This is a genomic window from Maricaulis sp., from assembly GCF_017642925.1.
Classification (GTDB): Bacteria; Pseudomonadota; Alphaproteobacteria; order Caulobacterales; family Maricaulaceae; genus Maricaulis.
In genome coordinates, this window is record NZ_JAEPOL010000004.1 from 203,502 (window position 1) to 222,902 (window position 19,401).

The 19,401-nt window shown below is 65.5% G+C and carries 19 protein-coding genes; 11 read left to right on the plus strand and 8 right to left on the minus strand.

What is annotated here, in order from left to right:
• Window positions 1-46 precede the first annotated feature (46 nt).
• The 9 genes from JJ918_RS05055 to JJ918_RS05095 all read left to right on the plus strand — a co-directional run bounded on the left by JJ918_RS05055 (window position 47) and on the right by JJ918_RS05095 (window position 7,296).
• The gene (locus JJ918_RS05055; protein ID WP_291884130.1) at window positions 47-475 is read left to right on the plus strand and encodes a nuclear transport factor 2 family protein; all 429 of its coding nucleotides are present in this window, start codon (window positions 47-49) and stop codon (window positions 473-475) included.
• A 57-nt stretch (window positions 476-532) separates the two neighbouring features.
• Entirely contained in the window at window positions 533-1,021 is a 489-nt protein-coding gene (locus tag JJ918_RS05060; protein WP_291884133.1) for a nuclear transport factor 2 family protein, read from the plus strand.
• Window positions 1,018-2,361, plus strand: a complete 1,344-nt coding sequence (locus JJ918_RS05065; protein WP_291884136.1) for an MFS transporter — start codon at window positions 1,018-1,020, stop codon at window positions 2,359-2,361. Before JJ918_RS05060 ends, JJ918_RS05065 begins: the two co-directional genes overlap by 4 nt.
• Window positions 2,362-2,505: 144 nt before the next feature.
• Window positions 2,506-3,471 (plus strand): helix-turn-helix domain-containing protein, encoded by a 966-nt coding sequence (locus JJ918_RS05070; protein WP_291884137.1) that lies wholly within the window; start codon window positions 2,506-2,508, stop codon window positions 3,469-3,471.
• A gap of 64 nt (window positions 3,472-3,535) precedes the next feature.
• Entirely contained in the window at window positions 3,536-4,459 is a 924-nt protein-coding gene (locus JJ918_RS05075) for an SDR family NAD(P)-dependent oxidoreductase (RefSeq protein ID WP_291884139.1), read from the plus strand.
• The gene (locus tag JJ918_RS05080) at window positions 4,456-5,529 is read left to right on the plus strand and encodes a hypothetical protein (protein ID WP_291884142.1); all 1,074 of its coding nucleotides are present in this window, start codon (window positions 4,456-4,458) and stop codon (window positions 5,527-5,529) included. Before JJ918_RS05075 ends, JJ918_RS05080 begins: the two co-directional genes overlap by 4 nt.
• The gene (locus JJ918_RS05085; protein ID WP_291884145.1) at window positions 5,526-5,984 is read left to right on the plus strand and encodes a limonene-1,2-epoxide hydrolase family protein; all 459 of its coding nucleotides are present in this window, start codon (window positions 5,526-5,528) and stop codon (window positions 5,982-5,984) included. The genes JJ918_RS05080 and JJ918_RS05085 overlap by 4 nt, the downstream gene beginning before the upstream one ends.
• A gap of 2 nt (window positions 5,985-5,986) precedes the next feature.
• A complete protein-coding gene (locus JJ918_RS05090; protein ID WP_291884147.1) occupies window positions 5,987-6,547 on the plus strand; it encodes a nuclear transport factor 2 family protein in 561 nt (186 codons plus the stop codon).
• Between the two features lie 5 nt (window positions 6,548-6,552).
• Window positions 6,553-7,296 (plus strand): SDR family oxidoreductase, encoded by a 744-nt coding sequence (locus tag JJ918_RS05095; RefSeq protein WP_291884149.1) that lies wholly within the window; start codon window positions 6,553-6,555, stop codon window positions 7,294-7,296.
• An 88-nt stretch (window positions 7,297-7,384) separates the two neighbouring features.
• Here JJ918_RS05095 and JJ918_RS05100 read toward each other — a convergent pair whose 3' ends face one another.
• Complete coding sequence (locus JJ918_RS05100; RefSeq protein WP_291884151.1) at window positions 7,385-9,700, minus strand: TonB-dependent receptor; 2,316 nt, start codon at window positions 9,698-9,700, stop codon at window positions 7,385-7,387.
• A gap of 505 nt (window positions 9,701-10,205) precedes the next feature.
• Between JJ918_RS05100 and JJ918_RS05105 the strand changes: the two genes are divergently transcribed.
• Both JJ918_RS05105 and JJ918_RS05110 read left to right on the plus strand, forming a co-directional pair.
• Entirely contained in the window at window positions 10,206-11,465 is a 1,260-nt protein-coding gene (locus JJ918_RS05105; protein ID WP_291884154.1) for an acetyl-CoA acetyltransferase, read from the plus strand.
• 6 nt (window positions 11,466-11,471) lie between these two features.
• A complete protein-coding gene (locus JJ918_RS05110; protein WP_291884157.1) occupies window positions 11,472-12,680 on the plus strand; it encodes an acetyl-CoA C-acyltransferase in 1,209 nt (402 codons plus the stop codon).
• A gap of 19 nt (window positions 12,681-12,699) precedes the next feature.
• Here JJ918_RS05110 and JJ918_RS05115 read toward each other — a convergent pair whose 3' ends face one another.
• The 7 genes from JJ918_RS05115 to JJ918_RS05145 form a co-directional block, all read right to left on the minus strand.
• The gene (locus tag JJ918_RS05115) at window positions 12,700-13,935 is read right to left on the minus strand and encodes an HlyD family efflux transporter periplasmic adaptor subunit (protein WP_291884160.1); all 1,236 of its coding nucleotides are present in this window, start codon (window positions 13,933-13,935) and stop codon (window positions 12,700-12,702) included.
• Window positions 13,911-15,314 (minus strand): TolC family protein, encoded by a 1,404-nt coding sequence (locus JJ918_RS05120; protein ID WP_291884163.1) that lies wholly within the window; start codon window positions 15,312-15,314, stop codon window positions 13,911-13,913. Before JJ918_RS05120 ends, JJ918_RS05115 begins: the two co-directional genes overlap by 25 nt.
• Window positions 15,315-15,381: 67 nt before the next feature.
• Window positions 15,382-16,578 carry an ABC transporter permease gene (locus JJ918_RS05125; RefSeq protein ID WP_291884165.1) on the minus strand — a complete coding sequence of 399 codons (1,197 nt, stop codon included), beginning with the start codon at window positions 16,576-16,578 and terminating at the stop codon, window positions 15,382-15,384.
• Window positions 16,575-17,207: an ABC transporter ATP-binding protein gene (locus JJ918_RS05130; RefSeq protein ID WP_291884168.1), complete on the minus strand. Its 633-nt coding sequence runs from the start codon at window positions 17,205-17,207 to the stop codon at window positions 16,575-16,577. Before JJ918_RS05130 ends, JJ918_RS05125 begins: the two co-directional genes overlap by 4 nt.
• A 208-nt stretch (window positions 17,208-17,415) precedes the next feature.
• On the minus strand, window positions 17,416-17,889 hold the full coding sequence (locus tag JJ918_RS05135; RefSeq protein WP_291884171.1) for a hypothetical protein: 474 nt from the start codon (window positions 17,887-17,889) through the stop codon (window positions 17,416-17,418).
• Between the two features lie 171 nt (window positions 17,890-18,060).
• Window positions 18,061-18,498, minus strand: a complete 438-nt coding sequence (locus JJ918_RS05140; protein ID WP_291884173.1) for a hypothetical protein — start codon at window positions 18,496-18,498, stop codon at window positions 18,061-18,063.
• 182 nt (window positions 18,499-18,680) lie between these two features.
• On the minus strand, window positions 18,681-19,151 hold the full coding sequence (locus tag JJ918_RS05145) for a hypothetical protein (protein ID WP_291884176.1): 471 nt from the start codon (window positions 19,149-19,151) through the stop codon (window positions 18,681-18,683).
• Between the last annotated feature and the right edge of the window lie 250 nt (window positions 19,152-19,401).

The following is a 19,401-nucleotide window of genomic DNA, read 5'->3' on the forward strand; positions in this document are numbered from 1 at the left end:
CCTGAAATGACTAGGCTGCGCCCGCAATCCAGTGAAAGGCGGCGGCATGGCGCATATCGACACCGTTCATCGCATCATCGCAGCGTGGAAGCGCGGCGATCTCGAAACCGTGCTGGACGCTGTCTGCGAGGATGTTGTCTACCACTATCATGTCGGCTCCCGCCCGCTGGAGGGCCGCGACGCCATCCGCCGCTTTCTCGAAAAATTTGGCGCCGGTCAGACGGAGATCGCCTGGTCGATCTCCCGGCACAGCGAAACCGGCGACCTGCTGATGGTCGAGGGCGTCGATGATTATGTGAACGCCGAGGGCGTGCGCATCCGCACCCCCTATGCCGGCGTTTTCGAATTCCGCGACGGCCGCATCTGGCGCTGGCGGGACTATGTCGACAGCGCCGCGATTGCTGCGGCGCGCGCAGGCGAGCCCGTGCCGACCTGGGTCGAACCCCTGCTGGCCGGCGAATCCGGTTCTGCTTGACGCGCCAGATTTCTCCCGCTCTTATGACTTGCACAATAAAACCTATGGGAGGAATTCATGCGTAATCTTGTCGTCGCTCTCGCGCTGAGCGTAGCCATGCCTGCCGGGGCCGCGCTTGCCGAAACCGGTACGCAGCAGACCTCTGACAATCCGAAAGTCCAGGTCGTTCTGGACATGGTCGATGCCTGGAACACGCAGGACTGGGATCGCGTCGTCTCGATGTTTGCCGAGGACGGTTCGCTGCATTCGATGATGGTCGACCCGATCGTGGGCCATGAAGCCCTGGCAGCCCGGATCGGCCATATCGGCGCCGGCATCGAGGAGATCACGCTGAATGTCCGGAATATCGGCCAGGTCGGCGATGTCGTCTTCATCGAGCGGGTCGACGAGTTCGTCTATAACGGTCATGCGGGTGCCGTGCCGGTGGTCGGCGTCATCGAGATCAATGATGACGGCTCGATCCAGGAATGGCGGGAATATTATGACCGCGCCGAGCTTCTCGAAGCCATGGGCATTCACACCGACTTCGACGCAGAAGCCCGGTGAGTGACGCAACGGCCGGCGGCCCGGGCGGGGCCGCCGCCAGCGAGGACGGTTACCCCGCGCCGGCCGTGGCCTGGGCGATGGTTGCCGTTCTCTTCATCGCCTACATCTTTTCCTTCATTGACCGGATGATCATCGGTCTTCTGGTCGAACCCCTCAAAGCCGACCTGGGTCTGACCGACACGCAAGTGAGCCTGCTGCAAGGTTTCGCGTTCGCGATCTTCTACACGGTGATGGGCCTGCCGCTGGGCCGGCTGATAGACCGCTCAACGCGCCTGCCGATCGTTGCTGCCGGCGTTGCCCTGTGGAGCATCATGACTGCCTCCTGCGGACTGGCCGTACACTACTGGCAGCTCTTCCTGGCACGCATGGGCGTGGGCGTCGGCGAAGCGACCCTGTCGCCCGCCGCCTATTCGATCATCTCGGATTCCTTTCCGCAGAAACGCCTCGGCCTCGCCATGGGCGTCTACGGTCTGGGGTCGGCCGTCGGCGCGGGCCTGGCCTTCCTGATCGGTGCCGTCGTGATCGAGATGGTCGCCAATGCAGGCTCGATTTCCCTGCCGCTGTTCGGCCAGCTCAGCGCCTGGCAGGCCACCTTCATCATCGTCGGGATGCCCGGCCTGCTGATCGCCGGCCTGTTCCTGATCCTGCCCGAACCGCCCCGTCACGGCGTCGCCGCCGGGACTGTGCGCGAAGCGGTGCCGATGGGTGAGGTCATGGCCTTCATCCGCAAACGCGCAGGCGCCGTGCTGGGGCTTTGTTTCGCGGTCGGCATGGTCAATTTCGCCGTGTTTGCCGCGGTTTCCTGGTTCCCGGTCTTCCTGATCCGGGTGCACGGCATGGACCTCGCTTCCGCCGGCCATCTCGCCGGCGGCGCCCTGATCATCGGCGGGCTGATCGGTCTGGTGGGCGGCGGCTGGGCAACAGACCGTTTCGGCGGCGGCACCGCTGCAGGCCGCCTGGCCTTCTGCGGCTTTGCGGGTCTTGCAGGGACCGTGTTCGCGGTGATCTTCCCGCTGGCCGGATCTCCTGCGCTGTCGGCCGTCGCCTTCGTGGTCTTCTTCTCGGCAGCAGCCGTTCCCATCGGCGCCGCCGCGAGCGCACTTCAGCAGCTTACACCCAACCGGATGCGGGCGACCCTGTCAGCCATCTACCTCTTCGTGGTGAACCTGATCGGCCTGGGTGCCGGACCGACTGCCACGGCACTGGTGGGCGACACTTTCTTCCCGTTCGATGACGGGGTGCGTTACGCCATCGCAATCGTGTCGCCAATCGGCTTTGCGATTGCCACCGGCCTCTTCTTCCTGTCGGCCGGCTATGCCCGGCGGGAGGTCGACGTCTGAGGTCTGTCCGGCCGGTCTGATTGTCGCAGACCGGCCGCCAGCCTTGCGATGACGGGCCATGGCGCTTAACAGGTATCACTGCGCAAGCGGAGCGCGGATTCGGGCTCCGCATCAGATCAACAGGAACCCATCGCGCCTCACGACATGTCCGACCGCAAATTCATTCGTACCTGCTCGATCTGGCGTGCCCTCGAAGTCGTCGGCGACACCTCGATCCTGCTGATTCTGGAAGCAAACTGGCTCGGTGCGCGCCGGTTCGAGGAGCTGCGCAACCGGACCGGCCTGCTCAAACCGCTCCTGTCCGACCGCCTGAAGCGTCTCATGGCGGCCGGCGTGCTTGAAAAGACCCCCTACAGCACCTCACCCAAACGGTTCGAATACCGGCTCACCGAGAAGGGCCGCGGTCTCTACTGGACGGCATTGATGATGCTGCGATGGGAGCGCCGTTGGGGGCCCAGCGAGGGCAAGATCTCGATCACCCTGCGCCATGATAGCTGCGGCCACGAGTTCGAGCCTGTGCCCGCATGCGGCGATTGCGGCGGCGAGATCCATGCGCGCGAGATGGCCTGGAGCGAAGGGCCCGGACTGGGCTGGATGACGCCGACCTATTCGCGCCGGCGCCGCCATCGCGACACGGCGACGAACCGCGAGGCCGACTCCATCCTGCTGGATCACGTCGCGCAGATCACCGGCGACCGCTGGGCGGGTCTCGTCCTGCGCTCGATCTTCACCGGCCTGCGCAAGTTCGACGAGATCTGCGAAGATACCGCGATCGCCACCAATATCCTGTCCGAACGCCTGAACTGGCTCTGCCAGATCGGGATGCTGGAGATGCATCCCTATTCCACGCGGCCCAATCGCTATGAATACCGGCTCACGGAAAAGGCGATCGACTATTACCCGATCCTGCTGATGCTGCTGCAATGGGGCGACACCTACTACGTCTCTCCGGAGGGCCCGCCGCTGCTGCTGACACACAAGCCCTGCGGCCATGAGCTGACCCCGGTCGTCGTCTGCTCGCATTGCCGCCAGCCCGTCGCCCCGGAAGAGGTGACCTTCGAGATCGCGGAAAGTCCGGGCCACGCCCCGGACGCCACCGGCAGCGCCTGACGATAAACCGGACGCCGGGCCGAAACTGGCTTGCACTATAAAACCATCGTTTTATAGTTTGCTTATGCAAGTTTCAAATCCCTCTCGACGGCCGCTCGAAGGCCGGGTCGCAATCGTCACCGGCGCCGGCAAGGGGCTGGGGGCGGCTTTCGCTCGCGAGCTTGCCCGCCAGGGCGCCCGCATCGTCGTCAACAACCGCCTCAAGCCCGGCCGCGCCGACGAAGCCGCAGCCGTCGCGGCGGACATCCGCGATGCCGGCGGCGAGGCCGTTGCCGAACACTCCGACATCACCGATCCCCAGGCCGGCGAACGCCTCGCCAAGGCCGCGCTCGATGCGTTCGGACAGCTGGACATCATCGTCTGCAATGCCGGCATCACCGGACCGGCTGCCAAGTTCTCACCCGAGGGACCGGCGACAATCCGCGCGGTCATGGAGACCAACCTCTTTGCCACGGCCGATATCCTGGCGGCATGCCAACCGGCCCTCAAGGCCTCGTCGGCGGCCCGCGTGCTGATGATCTCGTCCTCGGCCGGGCTCTATGGCGTGCGCGGCCGTGCTGCCTATGCAGCCTCCAAGGGCGCCATGAATGCCTTCGCGCTGACCCTGGCCGACGAATGGCGCAAGCCGGGCATTCACGTGAATGTACTCTGTCCCTATGCGGCCACGCAGATGACGGCGGATGTCAGCCGGCCGGACGATATCGACCCGCGGCTCCTGCCCGAGCACATCGCACCCGCAGCGGCCTGGCTGGTCTCGCCGCAGCTGACCCGCACGGGCGAAATCTGGCTCGGCGGGGCCGGCTGGCTGCGCAAGGTCCGGATCGTCGAAACCGAAGGCGGGCCGATGCCACAGACGCTCGACGCGTTCGACGCCTTTGCCGAGACCCAGTCCGGCCTGAAAACGGCGCGGGGTTTCCCCGGTGCGGAGCCGGCCTTTGCCGACCTCTACAAGACCATGGCGCGGCACAATTCGGAGCCGGGCAAATGACCCTGCGTGTGATCCAGTGGGCCACCGGCGCCATGGGGCGGACCTGCCTCCAGGCTGTCATCGACAGTCCGGAAACCGAACTCGTCGGACTTTATGTCTATGGCGACCGCAAGGCCGGCCGCGATGCCGGCGATATCGCGCGCCGGGACCCGGTGGGCGTGGTGGCCACCCGCGACATCGAGGACATCCTGAAACTGGACGCGGATGTCGTCATTCACGCGGCCCGGCTGGACCCGCCTTTCGAGCGGCATGACGAGGACATCCAGCGCCTGCTGCGTTCCGGCAAGAATGTCGTGAGCATCAATGGCGGTACCAATCCCGACTACTGGCCCAAGGCCCGCCGGGACGCGTTCGAGGCCGCCGGCCGTGAGGGCAATGCCACCTTCATGGGCGCCGGTCTCAATCCCGGTTTTGCCGCTGAAAAGCTCGCCGTTCTGGCGACCGGTGTGTGCAGCGATGTCAAACGCGTCTCCATCCACGAGATTGTCGACTGCCGTGCCGTCAAGAGCCCGGAATACGTCTTCGACGTGATCGGGTTCGGCGCCGAGGTCGACACTGTCGACCCCAATTCACCGGACTGGGCGCCGGCCGGCATGATGAATGCCCTGTTCGAGGAAGTGACGGCCTGCGTCGCGCAGCGACTGGGCTGGACCACCGAACGCGTCATCAAGGCGCACAGCCTGCGGCCGGCGCGGGAAGCCCTCGAGATCGCAGCGGGACGGATCGAACCGGGACGCGCGGCGCGCATCGACTGGCTGTGGCAAGCCGAAGCGGACGGCGCCGTGCGCGTCGAACTCGGCGTGTCCTGGACGATGGAACCGCCCGACCCGGCCGAGGCCGAGCCGGGCCTGTGGTCGATCCGGGTCGAGGGCACGCCCAGTGTTGCGCTGAGCTTCGGTCTGGAACCGCCGGACGGCTGGACCGAGCGGACCACGCCGGAAATGCTCGGCGTCGCCGGTGCCGTCCTCAACACGCTTCGCCACGCGGTTGCTGCAGAACCCGGCATTTCACAAACAACCCTCACCCTGGCCTGGCAGGCACCGGGCGCCGAAAGGAAGGCCCGCGCATGAGCCGGAAAACCGATATTCTCCAGTCCATCATTGATGTCTGGTGTCATGATCAGGATATCGACGCCGTTCTGGCTCACGTCAGCGATGACCTGGTCTGGCACTACTCCGCGATCTCCCAGCCACCCAAGCATGGCAAGGCCGGCGCCCGGGAATTCCTGGAGGCCTACAAGGCGAAGGTCCGCAATCCGCGTTGGCGCATCTTCAAGGTCGCCGAGACCGAAGACGCCCTGTTCGTTGAAGGCGTCGACGAGTTCGACACGGCAGACGGTCATCACGCGGTCGTTCCCTATATGGGCATTCTCGAATTTGACGGCGATCTGATCAGCGGCTGGCGCGACTATTTCGACCGCGGTTCGGCTGACCGCAGCGCGGCCGGGACGCCGCTGCCCGACTACACCACAGCCCTGACCGCACGGACGGCGGTGCTCGAACCGTCCCGCAAGACAAGGAATTGACCATGTCCGACACGATGCCCGATGCCGACAGCACCCTGATGACCGAGCTCCGCGCGCTCCTCGACAAGCAGGCCATCTACGAGGTCCTTGTCAGCTATTGCCGCGGGGCCGACCGGGGCGACGCGGATCTGATCGCTGCGGCCTATCACGACGACGCCATCGAGGATCATGGCGGCACATTCAAGGGCCCGGCCTCCGAGTATGTGGCGACCATGCGGAAAGTCCTGCCCAAGGCACCGCGCATGACCCACGCCGTCACGAACATCATGATCGAGCTGGACGGCGATCGCGCGCTGACCGAGTGCTACATCATGACCTTCTCCCGCCGCGATACCGGCGTCGAGGACCCGTTCGACAGCCTCACCATGGCGCGCCTCATCGACCGGTTCGAGCGCCGCGACGGCCGCTGGGCGATCGCCCATCGCCGCCTCGCCTGGGAGTGGAACCACGAAATGCCGCTGCACGAGAGCTGGGGCCGCGGTGCGATCGCGCCGGACCCGGAAGCCCTCGTTCGCGGCGCCAAGAAACCCGACGACATTCTCTACAGCCAGGACTGGAGCTGACTGACATGAAGATCGAAGGCTGCACAGCGATCGTTACCGGCGGCAACCGGGGCATCGGCCTCGGCTTTGTCGAGGAACTGCTCGACCATGGCGCGGCACGCGTCTATGTCGGCGCCCGCAAGCTCGCCGATGCTGAAGACGTCGCGAAGACGGATCCGTCGCGGATTGTCCCCGTCGAGCTGGACGTGACCCGGCCCGAGCAGGTCGCGGCCGCCGCGCAAAAGGCGCAAGACGTCACGCTCGTGGTCAACAATGCCGGTGCGTTTGAAATGCAGCGCCTCTACGGCACCGACGACCCCGACGCGGCCCGGCGTGAGATGGAAGTGAATTATTTCGGCGTTCTGTCGATGAGCCGGGCCTTCGCGCCGGTCATCGCCGCGAACGGCGGTGGCGGCATTATCAATGTGCTCTCCGCCGGCGGTATCGTCGCCGTTCCGGATATGGGTGGCTACAGCCCGTCCAAGTTCGCGGCCCGCGCAGCATCGGACTGTTTGCGCGCGGAACTGGCGCCGCTGGGCGTCGGTGTGACGGCCCTGATCGTCGGGTCGGTCGACACGCGCATGGCCGCACATGTGAAGGTGAAGAAGTCGCAGCCGCGCGATATCGGCAAGGCCGGCCTGTGGGCCATCGCAAACGGCGTCGGCGAGCACGATACCGATCCGCATTCCATCGCCGTACGAGCGCATCTGGCGCGCGATCCCCATGGCCTGGCCAAGTCGATGGCCGACCGGATGGCGCCGAATAGCTGAGCCTGACAAAAAATGAGCCGGCCCGTCATTGACGGCCGGCTCAGGCGGGAGTGCAGCCCCGGCGCCACGGCGCCGGGGCTTTGCATGTCTAGAAGGTCGTCGAGAGTTCGATCCCGTAAGTGCGCGGCGCGCCCAGGCGGGACACCTCATCGCCGAAGAAGGCGATGATATTGGTGCGGTAGATCTCGTCGGTCAGGTTCTTGCCCCACACCGAAACGGTCCAGTCGCGATCCGGCGGCGTCAGGGTGACACGGCCGTCGAGCAGGCCGTAAGCGTCTTCCGTCTGGGCATTGTCCGGCGCCCAGAACATTTCGCCCTGATAGCTGTAATTGCCGCGGATGGAGAGCGCATCCCGCCACGAGCCGAGATCGAGTGTCAGCTCGGCACCGACATTGAACTGGGTTTCCGGCGTGCGTTGAAGCGTATTGCCGGAGGTGTCCAGGCCGTTGCTGTCGACAAAGTCGACATATTCGGTTTCCAGCACCGTGGCGCCCGCCCACATCATCAAGCGGTCGGTAGCGGCAAACTGGAACTCGGCCTCGATACCCATGATCTCGGCGTCGGCCGCATTGTCGGTGATGTTGCACAGGCAACCATCATCGGTCTGCGTCACCTGCAGGTCCTGATAGTCCATCATGAAGGCGGCGATGTTGAGCCGGGCACGCCGGTCGAAGAAGTCCAGCTTGGCGCCGAACTCGATATTCTCGACCGTCTCCGGATCATAACCGGACTGGGCGGCCGCCGGGTTGGCCGGATCGTCCTCGAACCCGCCGCCCTTATAGCCGCGCGACCACGTCAGATAGAACAGGGCATTGTCATTGGGCTCGTATTCCGCCGTCACCTGAGGCGTCACTTCTTCCCATTCCATGCCGTAGTTCGCCGAGAAGGTGTCGCCTTCCACATAGGTGCCGGCGAGCGGCGTCAGCGCCACCTGATCGGTCGGGTTGAAAGCGTCGCCACCTTCCACAGCCCGGGCGAAGACGGTGCCGGACTTTTCGTCCCGCGTGTAACGGATACCCGCCACGACCCGGAAATTCTCGGTGAACTGATAGCCCAGCTGACCGAAGACGGCTGCGGATGTGGTCTCCGCGAAATTGTCCCAGTGCGATTCACCGGAGAGGGTCGCCAAGGCCGGGAAGGGAACTTCCGCCCAGAACCGGTCGAACTTCTCGACTTCGTCATGCTGGTAGTACGCACCGACGATCCAGTCGAAATTGCTGTCGCCAAGGTCGGAGACAAGCCGGAATTCCTGGGTGAACTGGCTGATCTCTTCGCGCTCATTGACCGGGAAGCGGAACAGAAGCGGCGAGACAATGCCATAGCCACTGTTCGGCCCCATGCCGGTCTGGTCATAGAGATTGTAGGCGTGACCCTGACGATAGCCGGTGATGCTGGTCAGGGTGGCGAAATCGCCGATATCCCGGTCGATGTCGAGGGAGATACCCCAGGCCTCGCGCCGCAGCGCCTGCGGAGACTCCACGGTATCACCCTTGTAGATCGGGTGCTCCGGGAAGCTCTCGCGGATGTCCAGCGGCCGGCCACGGGCGGTACCGATCAGCTCGCGCATGGCGCTCCACGGCCCTTGCGTCGCCGGATCGGGCCCGTCGATTGCCACGGAATGGAAGCCGTTCGACTCGTCGTCCATATAGTCGATGACCAGGCGGGCCGAGACATTTCCGTCGATCGGCTGGAACAGCAGCTGAGCCCGGGCCTGCAAGGAGCGCAGATCGTCCAGCTCGCGGTCATGCAGCAGGTCGTGGTTGAAGCCGCCCCGATCGCGGGACGAGAAGGAAATCCGGCCTGCAAGCACCTCGTTGATCGGACCGGTCACATGGCCCCGCACGAGGGTTTCATTGTAATTGCCCAGAGACACCGACAGCGCGCCGCCGGGTTCGAACTCGGGGCTGGCCGTCACGATGCTGATGGCACCGCCGACCACATTGCGACCCAGAAGCACGCCCTGGGGACCGCGCACGACCTCGACCCGTTCAATGTCGTACATGTCGGCATTGAACAACCCCGACCGGCCCACATAGACATCGTCCAGGAAGATGCCGATCGACTGGTCTGCCGACGGTGAGTCGAGGCGGGTATTGGTGATGCCGCGGACGTTGAATTCCTGGTCCAGCGGCGACAATGCGGTGAAGGACAGCGATGTCACGCTGCCTGCCAGATCCTCGAAGCTGAGAATCCGGTCCTTTTCGAGGTTTTCCCCGCTGATCGCCGAGACGGCGATGGCGGAATCCTGGACGCTCGCCGCACGGCGTTGCGCCGTGATCTCGATCACGTCGAGCTGCGGGCCCGATCCGGTCTCTTCCGGCTCGGCATTCTGGGCATAGGCTCCGGCTGTCCCGGTCATGCCGAGTATCAGAGCCAGTGCCGTCATTTGTTTGAACTTATTCACGGTATTCCTCCCCTTCGGTGCACCCGAAGCTGCCTTGCCAGCGCTATTGGTTGAGGGTCACACCGGAAGGAACGCTACACGCAGCGAGTTAGGTTCGTCAATGCAAGTTAGTATGGATTCTTCGAATGGTCCGATAAATCGCGATATATAAGGGACTTGCCGCCACTATTTGGCATTTATGCACTTGCGCACTGAAACCAGAAGATCGGCTGCCTGACGGTGCACGCTGGACGCCCGGCGTCTGGCGGAAACTTGCGAATCCAAACCCGGGGCACTCCTGCGCAAACGCCGTGACAGGCTGCACACGCTCGCCCTGATCGCACCTGCGAACCGACTTGCACAGACCACAAGCACCGTGCTCGCAGCTCTCCACTTGCTCCATGATCGTAGCATCGATAAAGTGGGTTTGACTACGCAAGTTAATTCATTGTCAGATTGCCGTCGGGATCATCATCGCCTGGCGGCCGGAATGCCCAAAGCCGCCGAACACCGAAAAGGGGACGCCATGACCTACCGATCGACCGCCCGGACCAGCCCCCCGCCTGTTTTCATTCTCGGCGGCGCCCAGAGCGATTTCGCGCGCAACTGGACGCGTGAGAACAAGGGCCTGTTCGACATGATCGCCGAGACGACCGAGGCCGCGCTCGAGGATGCGCGGATCGATGCCGGCGATGTCGAAGTGCTCCATGTCGGCAATTTCGCGGCGGAACTCTTCTGCGGCCAGGGTCTGCTGGGCGGCATGGCCGTCCACGCCAATCCCGCCTTTGCCGGCCTGCCCACCAGCCGGCACGAAGCGGCCTGCGCATCCGGCTCCATGGCGATCCTGGCGGCCATGGCGGATATCGAGGCCGGCCGTTATGGCCTAGCCGGCGTGATCGGTGTCGAGATGATGCGGAATGTGCCCGGCCAGACTGCGGCCGAGAATCTCGGCGCCGCCGCCTGGGCCGGCCGCGAGGCTGTCGGCGCCCGCTATCTCTGGCCGGCGATGTTTTCCAACCTCGCCGCCGAGTATGACCGCCGCTACGGGCTGAACCCGGAACATCTGGCGGAAATTTCGAAGATCAACTTTGCCAACGGACGCCGCAATCCGAATGCCCAGACCCGGAACTGGGAGTTCACCGAGCGCAGCTTTGCCCAGGACGATGAAGCCAATCCGGTTATCGAGGGCTGGATGCGCAAGAGCGATTGCGGGCAGGTCACCGACGGCGCGGCCGTGATCTTCCTGGCCTCAGAAGAAGTGGCCCGCGAGTATGCAGACGCCCGCGGCCTCGATCTGGAAGACATTCCGCGACTGAAAGGCTGGGGTCACACCACGGCCCCGCTTCTGCTTGAAACAAAACTCGCCGAGAGCGACGGTAGCGACGGCTATATCTTCCCCTGGGTGCGCAAGGCGATCATCGATGCCTACGCCCGGGCCGGCCTGTCGGGCCCCGACGATCTCGACCTCGTGGAAACCCACGACTGCTTCTCCGTCACCGAATACATGGCGATCGAGCATTTCGGCCTGTCCGCTCCGGGCGAAGCCTGGAAGCCGGTCGAGGACGGCGTCATTGCGCCAGGCGGCAAGCTGCCCTTCAACCCCTCCGGCGGGCTGATCGGACTGGGCCACCCCGTCGGCGCGACGGGTGTGCGCATGGCGCTGGATGCTGCCCGCCAGACCTCGGGTAAGGCCGGCGACTGCCAGGTCGAGGGCGCCCGTACAGCGGCGACCTATAATGTCGGCGGATCAACGACCGCTAGTGTCAGTCTGGTGATCGGGGTCTGATCGGGCATGGAAGTGTATGTTTACGACGCGGTGCGGACGCCGCGCGGCAAGTCGAAGGCCACCGGCGGGCTTGCCGAATTCACACCGCAGGAACTGGTCGGCCAGCTTGTCGATGCGCTCAGGACCCGGACCGGTGAAGACACGATCGAGCGGGCCGCGGGGCTAACGCTGGGCTGTGTCGGCCAGATCGGTGCCCAGGGCGGACATATTGCACTGGTCAGCCGGCTGCACGCCAATCTGCCGCCGGAGATGCGGGCGCTTTCACTCAACAATTTCTGCGTTTCCGGCCTGACGGCCGTCGGCCTCGCCGCCAGCGACGCCCTTGCGTTTGGCGACGACCGGCTGCGCATCGCCGGCGGTGTCGAGATGATGTCGCGCGTGCCCTTCATGGGCGACCACGCCTTCTATTACGACGACCCGGAGACCGCCGCCCGCCTGCGCTATGTGCCGGTCGTCCTGTCCGCCGACCTGATGGCCACGATGAACGGCTACGACAAGGCGGCCCTCGACGCCGTGACACTGCGTTCGCACCAGCGCGCGGCAGCCGCTTGGGCGCGCGGCGATATGGACGGCGTTGTGCCGATTGTCCGCGCGGACGGATCGATCGCCCTCGCCCACGATGAAGGCATACGCCCCGACACGACCGCGGAAAGCCTCGCCGCGATGGAGCCGGCCTTCGCCGGACTGGGCGCGAAAGGGTTCGACGCCATCATGCTCGCCGCGCGGCCAGAGCTCGACACCATCCAGCACGTCCATTCCGTGGCCAATTGCCCGCCCACCTGCGACGGCGCCGGACTGGTGCTGATCGGGTCGCGGGCGGCCGGTGAGGCGGCCGGCCTCGCCCCGCGCGCGAGGATCCGCGGCTTTGCCGAAGCCACCGCCGATCCCGTGCTGCAACTCACCGCCGGCTTCGCCGCAATGGACAGTGTTCTCGCGCAGACCGGGCTGGCGATCAGCGATTTCGACCGTATCGAATTCATGGAAGCCTTCGCCGCCACGCCGGTCCGCTTCGAGCGCGAATACGGCCCCGATCCCGACAAGGTCAATCCCGATGGCGGACATCTGGCGATGGGGCACCCGATGGGGGCATCAGGTGCCATCCTGCTGGGCACGCTTGTTGACGGTATGGAGCGCCAAGGGGGCAGTCTTGGATTGGTTGTGGTGCATGGCGGTTCGGGCGTCGGCAGCGCAATGGTGGTCGAACGGGTGTCGTAGCGCCCTCGCCGTCGCCGGGTCAGTTCTGCCAGACGATCGTGTCTCCCGGCGCAACACCCTCCCCCAATACGACGCCGGCCGGACCGGTTGCCCGGATCTCCACCTGAACGCGGCGCAGCGGCTCACCAGGTGCATCCCTCACATGAACCCAGGCATCTCCCGGAGCGCCCTCGACGGCCTGTGCCGGCACCAGGAGAGCCGCATCATCGGCAAACACCACCACATCAATGTCGGCCGTCATGCCGATCCTGACCGACTCAGCGGCAGAGTCCGGCAGGGGATCCAGGCGGGCCGTGGCCGTGAACTCGGCCAGCTGCCCCGCGGCCGACGCCTCCGCCTGACCGGCGACCGCCGTGAGCGTGCCGGTCAGCTCCACCCCCGGAAAGCCAGGCCCGGTAACCCGCACGGGAGCACCGGGAAGGAGCGCCGTCACATCGCCCTCGTCGAGCCTGAAACTCACATCAAGCGCATCCGGACGCGCAATAATCAGCAATGGCCGGCCGCGACTGACGCGGCTCCCGGCACGCAGCGGCTCGCCCAGCTCGCCGTCGGCATCGGGCGGCCGCACCACGAGACCGGCGACCGGCGCACGAAGGGTTGAACTGGCCAGCTCGACCTCGATCCGCTCAAGACGCTCTCGAGCCAGATCGCGCTCGAGCAACGCGATCCGGCGCTGGTTTCCCGTACCTCGCTCACGCGTCGCTTCCAACTGTTCAAGCGCCTGGTCCAGCTGCATGCCCAGATCGCGGCGCTGCTGCACCAGCCCGTCATACTCCCCGCGGGGAACCAGCCCCCGCTCCAGCAAGGCCGCCGTTTCCTCAAGACGCCGCTCAAGATCCGACAGGTCTGCCCGGGCGCCTGCCACATCACGGCGAGCCCGGGACATTTCCGGACCGTTCTCCCAATCCTCCAGCTCGGCGGCATCGGCCTCGGCGCGAAGAAGCGCCGCCTCGGCCTGGGCACGTTCGCGCTGCAGGTCCGCCGGATTGAGCGTGACGAGCGCATCACCCGCAGCGACGCGGTCGCCGACATGCACGTGCAGGGTCTCGATCACGCCTTCATAGGGGGCGAGCAGATCCGCACGGTCACCGGGACTGATGCGGCCGGTAAAACCAAGCACGATCTCGACGGGACGGGGTTCCAGGAGCAGGCTTTGCGTCGCACCGGTCGCAGGTGCACCCGCTCCCGGGCCGCACCCGGGGGACAGCGTGAGCAGCGCTGCAGCTGCAATCAGGGTTCGAGCGTGATGCGCCATGTTTCAAGCGTACTCCCGATTTGCTGGTCCAGCGCGGTCAGCGCGTTGAGGTAGGCGATCTCGGCTGCAAGCGCCTGGATGTCGGCCGTGCGCAGGCCGGCCTGCAGCGAGAGAATCTCGAAGTTCGAGGTCCGGCCGGCCTGCAGCTTTTCCTGCTCCAGTTCCAGGGCGCGTTCGGCGAGGTCTCGCGCCCGGCGTGCCGTCTCCACCTGACGCCATCGCGCCTCGACCTGCTGCACCGCGTCGCGCACCTGAACCTCGATGGCCTGGGCCAGATCCGCCGATCGCAGCTCCGCCAGATCGAGGCTGGTGCGGGCGCGCACCACGCCCTGTTCGGCCGACACATCGCCCAAGGGAATCTCCACGCGCAGGCCAGCCGTTACATCCGTCTCATCCTCATAGACTTCCGCCAGTCCCTGTTCGGCGCCCCGCTGCGTAACCGCACCGAACAGGGAGACATCCCAGCGCCGGCGATCCCGCGCCAGCACAAGGGATTGGCGGGCCTGCTGGACAGCAATCTCCTGCGCCAGCACATCCACGCGATTGTCCAGGGCCAGCCGTACCGCGCGAACGGTGTCGACGGCGACATATTCCGCATCGACAGGGCCGGCGGCCTCGATGTTGGTTCGCGGATCGAGTGCAAGAAGGCGGGTCAATGCAAGCTGGGCACTGTTGAGGGCCTGCTCGGCCTGCAGGCGGGCAACATCCTGTGCGGCGACGGCTGATTCGGTCTGCACGATATCGGCCGCCGCCATCCGGCCCGCCTCGACGAGGCGACGATTGGTCTCCAGCAGGGCCCGCGCCCGTTCCAGCGATATGTCGGCCAGCCGGACCTGTTCCTGCGCCTGCATCAAGGCGCGATAGGCAAAGACGATCGCGGTAATCGTATCCGACACGGTGCCCTCCAGCCGCAGACGGTTGATCCGCTCCTGCAGCCGCGCGATCCGGACCGGGGCAAGATTGACCTCGGGCCCGGCACCGCGGACCAGTGGCTGGCTGACACTCACGGTCGCCGATTGGGACAGGCCCCCGCCCGCCCCGCCGAGCCGTTCGGTAAGCTGCCAGGTAAAATCGATCTGCGTGCCCAGTGGCGTCACAAGGCCTATCCCCGGCGAGACCGATGCCTCGGACCGGGTTACACCCCCGGAAACCCGGCGAACGACTTCCGCGCGCACTTCGCCGCGCGGCGCAAAGGCCCGCTCGGCGACATAGAGATCGAACCGTTCGGCCGCGCGCTGCAGATGGGCAGCCTGGACCGTCCGGTTCCGGCGCAGCCCCAGCGCGACAGCCTCGTCGAGCGTGATCTCGATCACCTGTCCGCCCGGAACGGGATTGTCCGGCGGCGACGGCACACCGGCGAGCGGGTCCGGTTGAGGCAATCGTTGCCGGGCCTCCGCCGGAGCCCAGTGCACCGCCAGGGCGGCCACCGCAAGGAGAAGGGCAGGACTATTCCGCACGCAAGGCCTCGATCGGATCGACCCGGGCAGCAGCGAAGGCGGGATAAAGACCAAAGGCACCACCGACGAGAACCGCCACGGCAGGGCCGAGCATGGGTATCCACCACGCCGCCACATAGTCCCAGCCGGACAGCAAGGAAAACAATACGGTAACGCTCATGCCGAGCGCCGCCCCCAATGTTCCGCCGCCAAGCGACAGGATCGCGGCCTCGATCGCGAACAGGGTGCGTATATCGGCCGGGGTGGCACCAAGCGCCGCCCGCAGGCCGATTTCGCGGCGGCGTTCCATCACACTCATCAGCATGACATTCAGCACGCCAATCCCGCCGACCACCAAGGATATCCCTCCGATCCCCGCCAGCAAGCGTGCAATGAGACCCGTTTGGCGCTTCATGGCCGCGATCATCTCGCGCGCGCTGCGCACGCTCACCGTCGCGGTGGCATTGCCCAGCGCCGCCGCGAGACGCGGCCCTGTCCGGTCCGGATCGGCTTCGGGTTGCAGCCTTACCAATGCCACGGTGGGATCCCCGGCTGCCAGGGCGCGCCGGGCGCAGGAGAGGGGGATCAGGATCGACCGGTCATAATCGACGGGGCTGAGTGCCTCCAGCGGCGCCGGTTCAAGCACGCCGACCAGCGTGAAGACATAACCCGCCAGGCTGAGCCGCTCGCCCGGTTCGAGGACGGCCTGGCCGGCCGTCAGATCGCGAGCGACGACTGATCCGGCAACGGCGACAGGGACACAGGCATCGAACGGCCCCAGCGCACGGCCACGCGCGACGTCCAGCCCGGCAACCGGGAAGATGGCCGGGGTAACGGCGACGATCATGGCGTCTTCTTCCGCGACCTGCCGCCTGTTCAACGGCCGCACCCCGTCCCGCCCGATGGCCAGCGGTGTGGCTTCAACCACATCGGGATCGCTTGCAGGGAGCCGCTCGATCGTTTCGCGATCGAGACGGACGGGGCCTTCGCCGGCCGGAATGCCGCGCAGGACCAGCATGTCGACCCCCATCTGCTCGAACCGCTTCAGCGTCTCGGCCTGGGCGACATGCCCGAGATTGGTCAGCGCCACGATCGCAGCGGCACCGATTACAATACCGAGCAGCGCCAGCAGTGAACGCGCACCCTGACCCCGCAGATTGGTCAGCGCTTCAAGGGCAAGCGCTGCCGGTGGCGGCCCCGCCCTCATGCCGCCTCCCCCGCCACCCGGCCGTCCCGGATGTTGATCGTGCGGTCGCAGCGGGCTGCTGCTTCACGGTCATGCGTGACCATGACGATGGTGACGCCCAGGCGCTCATTCACATCGCGCAGGAGATCGAGCGCGGCACCGGCACTGACACTGTCCAGGCTGCCGGTCGGCTCGTCTGCCAGCACCAGCGCGGGCTCACCAACCAGGGCGCGCGCCAGCGCGACGCGCTGACGCTGACCGCCGGACAGGGCATCCGGCCGGTGTGCGGCACGATCCGAAAGGCCGACCTTGTCGAGCGCTGCAAGTGCCTTCGCCCGGCGCTCGGCCCGCCCGAGACCGCGATGGAACAGCGGCAGCGCGACATTCTCCCAGGCTGTCAGGCGGGGCAGAAGCTGGAAGGACTGGAAGACGAAGCCGATGAGCCGGTTGCGAAGGCGGGCGGCCTCTGCCCGGCCGGCAAGCACGACCCGCTCGCCACCGAGCGACACATCCCCGGCATCCGGCTTGTCCAGCAAGCCGATGATATTGAGCAAAGTACTCTTGCCGGACCCGGACGGTCCGCACACGGCCACGAATCCACCGGCTTCCACATGGAGCGACACATCGTCGAGCGCGGTCACACGGCCCACGCCGTCCCCATAAGTTTTCGTGACACCTGTCAACGCCAGCAAACCGTGTCCTCCTCCAGCGATGCTACCTAGACCACCCTGGACCGCAAGGGCGGAGGCGACAGGCGAAAAGGCCGGGCGTGTGGAGTGCACACCCGGCTCCGGTTTGCGTTCTCTACCGACGCCGCAAGCGCAGCAGGGCCTGCCGGCTTCTGCTTCGTCGTCAGCGTCACGAAATGATGGACATCTGCGGGCTGGAACCAAGTGTACCATTGAGGACGCAGGTCACGCCCCTGTCGCCAGGGACTGTCACATTGTCGAAGACGAGATTCCCGGTCGTGTTGTCGAAATCGGCCTGGACGGCCCCGACGCACCCCCAGCCGATCAACTGGAACGAGATGTTCATGCTGACGGTAGAGGTGCCGGGGCCCGGCAAGAGTGCCCAGGTGCCTCTCGGTCCCGTGGAGAAGCCGCAGAACGCGTGCCCGGGCGCTGAGCTGCTGCCGGTCATGACCGCATTGCCCGAATTGTCGATGCTGAGTGCGATTGTAACCATACAGGCTGCGATCATGTCGGCATCCATCGTTACATAGCCGGACAGGGTCAGGCTCTGGCTCAAAGGCCGGAACTCCTCGGCCAGGGCTTCGCTTCCCAGCAGTGCACAGCCCGACGCTGCGGCAACAAGCAAAATCTTTCGGGTCATCCGGACTTGTTCCTTCAATCTGGGAGCGTGCGACACCGGATCACGTACCGCTGTCTTCCCTGAGCCGACCTTCGGCCCACCGGATCCGGCGCGTGTCATGAGCCGGGACAGGCCGAGCGGCTGACGTCTCACGGGCCAGCCGCTCGGATACACGCAGGGTATTCACTGCGCTCAGCTCAGCGAGCCATTGACCGTGCAGGCGTTCGGAGTGCCCGGAACACTTACATTGTTGAAGGTGATCGTGTTGGTCGCCGTGTTGAAGTCGGCCTGTACCGTACCGGAGCAAGAGCCGAGGATGGACGTTGCACCGATCGACAGCGTCACCTTGTTCGTGCCCGGCCCCGGAGTAATCGTCCAGGTTCCCGTCGGATTAACGAGGACTCCACACGGCCAGTCGCCCGGCGAAAAGCTCCGGCTGGTAATGGTCGGCACACCGGAGCCGCTGATGCTCAGATCGACTGTGACATCACAGTCGATCGTCGTGCTCTGCGACAGGGTCAATGTGCCCGAGATCGTCGGGGTGGTGCCCGGCGGCCAGGTTGCCAAAGCGGGCGCCGTGGTAACCGCCACACCGAATAAGGCGGCCATGAGGGTTGGCTTCAGTTTCATTGGGCTCTCTCCATTTCTGTCGGGATCTGGGTGGACTTGAACGCAAGCCGTGCCCGCTGAGCGCGTTGACGGGATGCTGTGCCGTGCCTCCCAGTCCTTGAAAGGGGCCGGGCGCAGAGGAGTGCGCCCGGCCAGGTTCGGGAGTTGAGGCGGTGACCGCCTCAGCTTGTCTGACGTCCCACTCAGGGGACGATGGAAGCCTGCGGCGTCGACGACAGCGAGCCATTGATGGTGCAGGCGTTCGGCGTGCCCGGGATCGACACGTTGTTGAAGGTGACCACGCCGGTGGAGTTGTTGAAGTCGGCCTGAATGGTGCCACTGCACGAGCCCAGAATGGACGACGCGCCAACCGTCATGGTTACCTTGCTGGTGCCAGGCCCCGGATCCACGGTCCAAGTCCCCGACGGAGCAACAAAGATGCCGCACTGCCAGTCGCCGGCACTGAAGCTGCGGCTGTTTACGGTCGCATCGCCATTCCCGTCGATGGACAGCGATACATCGACATCGCAGTCGAGCGTCGTCGACTGGCTGAGCGTGAGGGTACCGTCCAGGTCCACATTCGTGTTGAGCGGCCGGAACTCCTCCGCCATGGCCGGCGCGCCGATCATGGCGACGCCGAAGACGGCGGCTACGAGACTGGTCTTGGTGATCATGGTTTTTCCTCCTTTTATCGACCTCGAAGTGAGGACATAAAAAGGCTACCCACCGGTTGAGTGAAAGTCAAATAATTCTTTTATTTCAATAGGTTAGATATTTTTCCCATACGCAACCGGCTCGCCCCCGGATTCGCGAGGTCGAGCATTTGTCCTGGCTCGTCGTCCGGTACGGACGACGAGGTGGACGAGGCGCCAGCCCGTACCGGCAGCGCCTCATGTGCCACGAGAGCGCCGAGCGCCCTCCCCC

What these genes read in the sequence shown, in the direction of transcription:
- JJ918_RS05080 (WP_291884142.1), top strand. Translation starts at nt 4,456, where the DNA reads ATGACCCTGCGTGTGATCCAGTGGGCCACCGGCGCCATGGGGCGGACC.
- JJ918_RS05055 (WP_291884130.1), top strand. Translation starts at nt 47, where the DNA reads ATGGCGCATATCGACACCGTTCATCGCATCATCGCAGCGTGGAAGCGC.
- JJ918_RS05125 (WP_291884165.1), bottom strand. Translation starts at nt 16,578, where the DNA reads ATGAGGGCGGGGCCGCCACCGGCAGCGCTTGCCCTTGAAGCGCTGACC.
- JJ918_RS05140 (WP_291884173.1), bottom strand. Translation starts at nt 18,498, where the DNA reads ATGAAACTGAAGCCAACCCTCATGGCCGCCTTATTCGGTGTGGCGGTT.
- JJ918_RS05145 (WP_291884176.1), bottom strand. Translation starts at nt 19,151, where the DNA reads ATGATCACCAAGACCAGTCTCGTAGCCGCCGTCTTCGGCGTCGCCATG.
- JJ918_RS05110 (WP_291884157.1), top strand. Translation starts at nt 11,472, where the DNA reads ATGGAAGTGTATGTTTACGACGCGGTGCGGACGCCGCGCGGCAAGTCG.
- JJ918_RS05115 (WP_291884160.1), bottom strand. Translation starts at nt 13,935, where the DNA reads ATGGCGCATCACGCTCGAACCCTGATTGCAGCTGCAGCGCTGCTCACG.
- JJ918_RS05060 (WP_291884133.1), top strand. Translation starts at nt 533, where the DNA reads ATGCGTAATCTTGTCGTCGCTCTCGCGCTGAGCGTAGCCATGCCTGCC.
- JJ918_RS05135 (WP_291884171.1), bottom strand. Translation starts at nt 17,889, where the DNA reads ATGACCCGAAAGATTTTGCTTGTTGCCGCAGCGTCGGGCTGTGCACTG.
- JJ918_RS05075 (WP_291884139.1), top strand. Translation starts at nt 3,536, where the DNA reads ATGCAAGTTTCAAATCCCTCTCGACGGCCGCTCGAAGGCCGGGTCGCA.
- JJ918_RS05085 (WP_291884145.1), top strand. Translation starts at nt 5,526, where the DNA reads ATGAGCCGGAAAACCGATATTCTCCAGTCCATCATTGATGTCTGGTGT.
- JJ918_RS05090 (WP_291884147.1), top strand. Translation starts at nt 5,987, where the DNA reads ATGTCCGACACGATGCCCGATGCCGACAGCACCCTGATGACCGAGCTC.
- JJ918_RS05095 (WP_291884149.1), top strand. Translation starts at nt 6,553, where the DNA reads ATGAAGATCGAAGGCTGCACAGCGATCGTTACCGGCGGCAACCGGGGC.
- JJ918_RS05105 (WP_291884154.1), top strand. Translation starts at nt 10,206, where the DNA reads ATGACCTACCGATCGACCGCCCGGACCAGCCCCCCGCCTGTTTTCATT.
- JJ918_RS05070 (WP_291884137.1), top strand. Translation starts at nt 2,506, where the DNA reads ATGTCCGACCGCAAATTCATTCGTACCTGCTCGATCTGGCGTGCCCTC.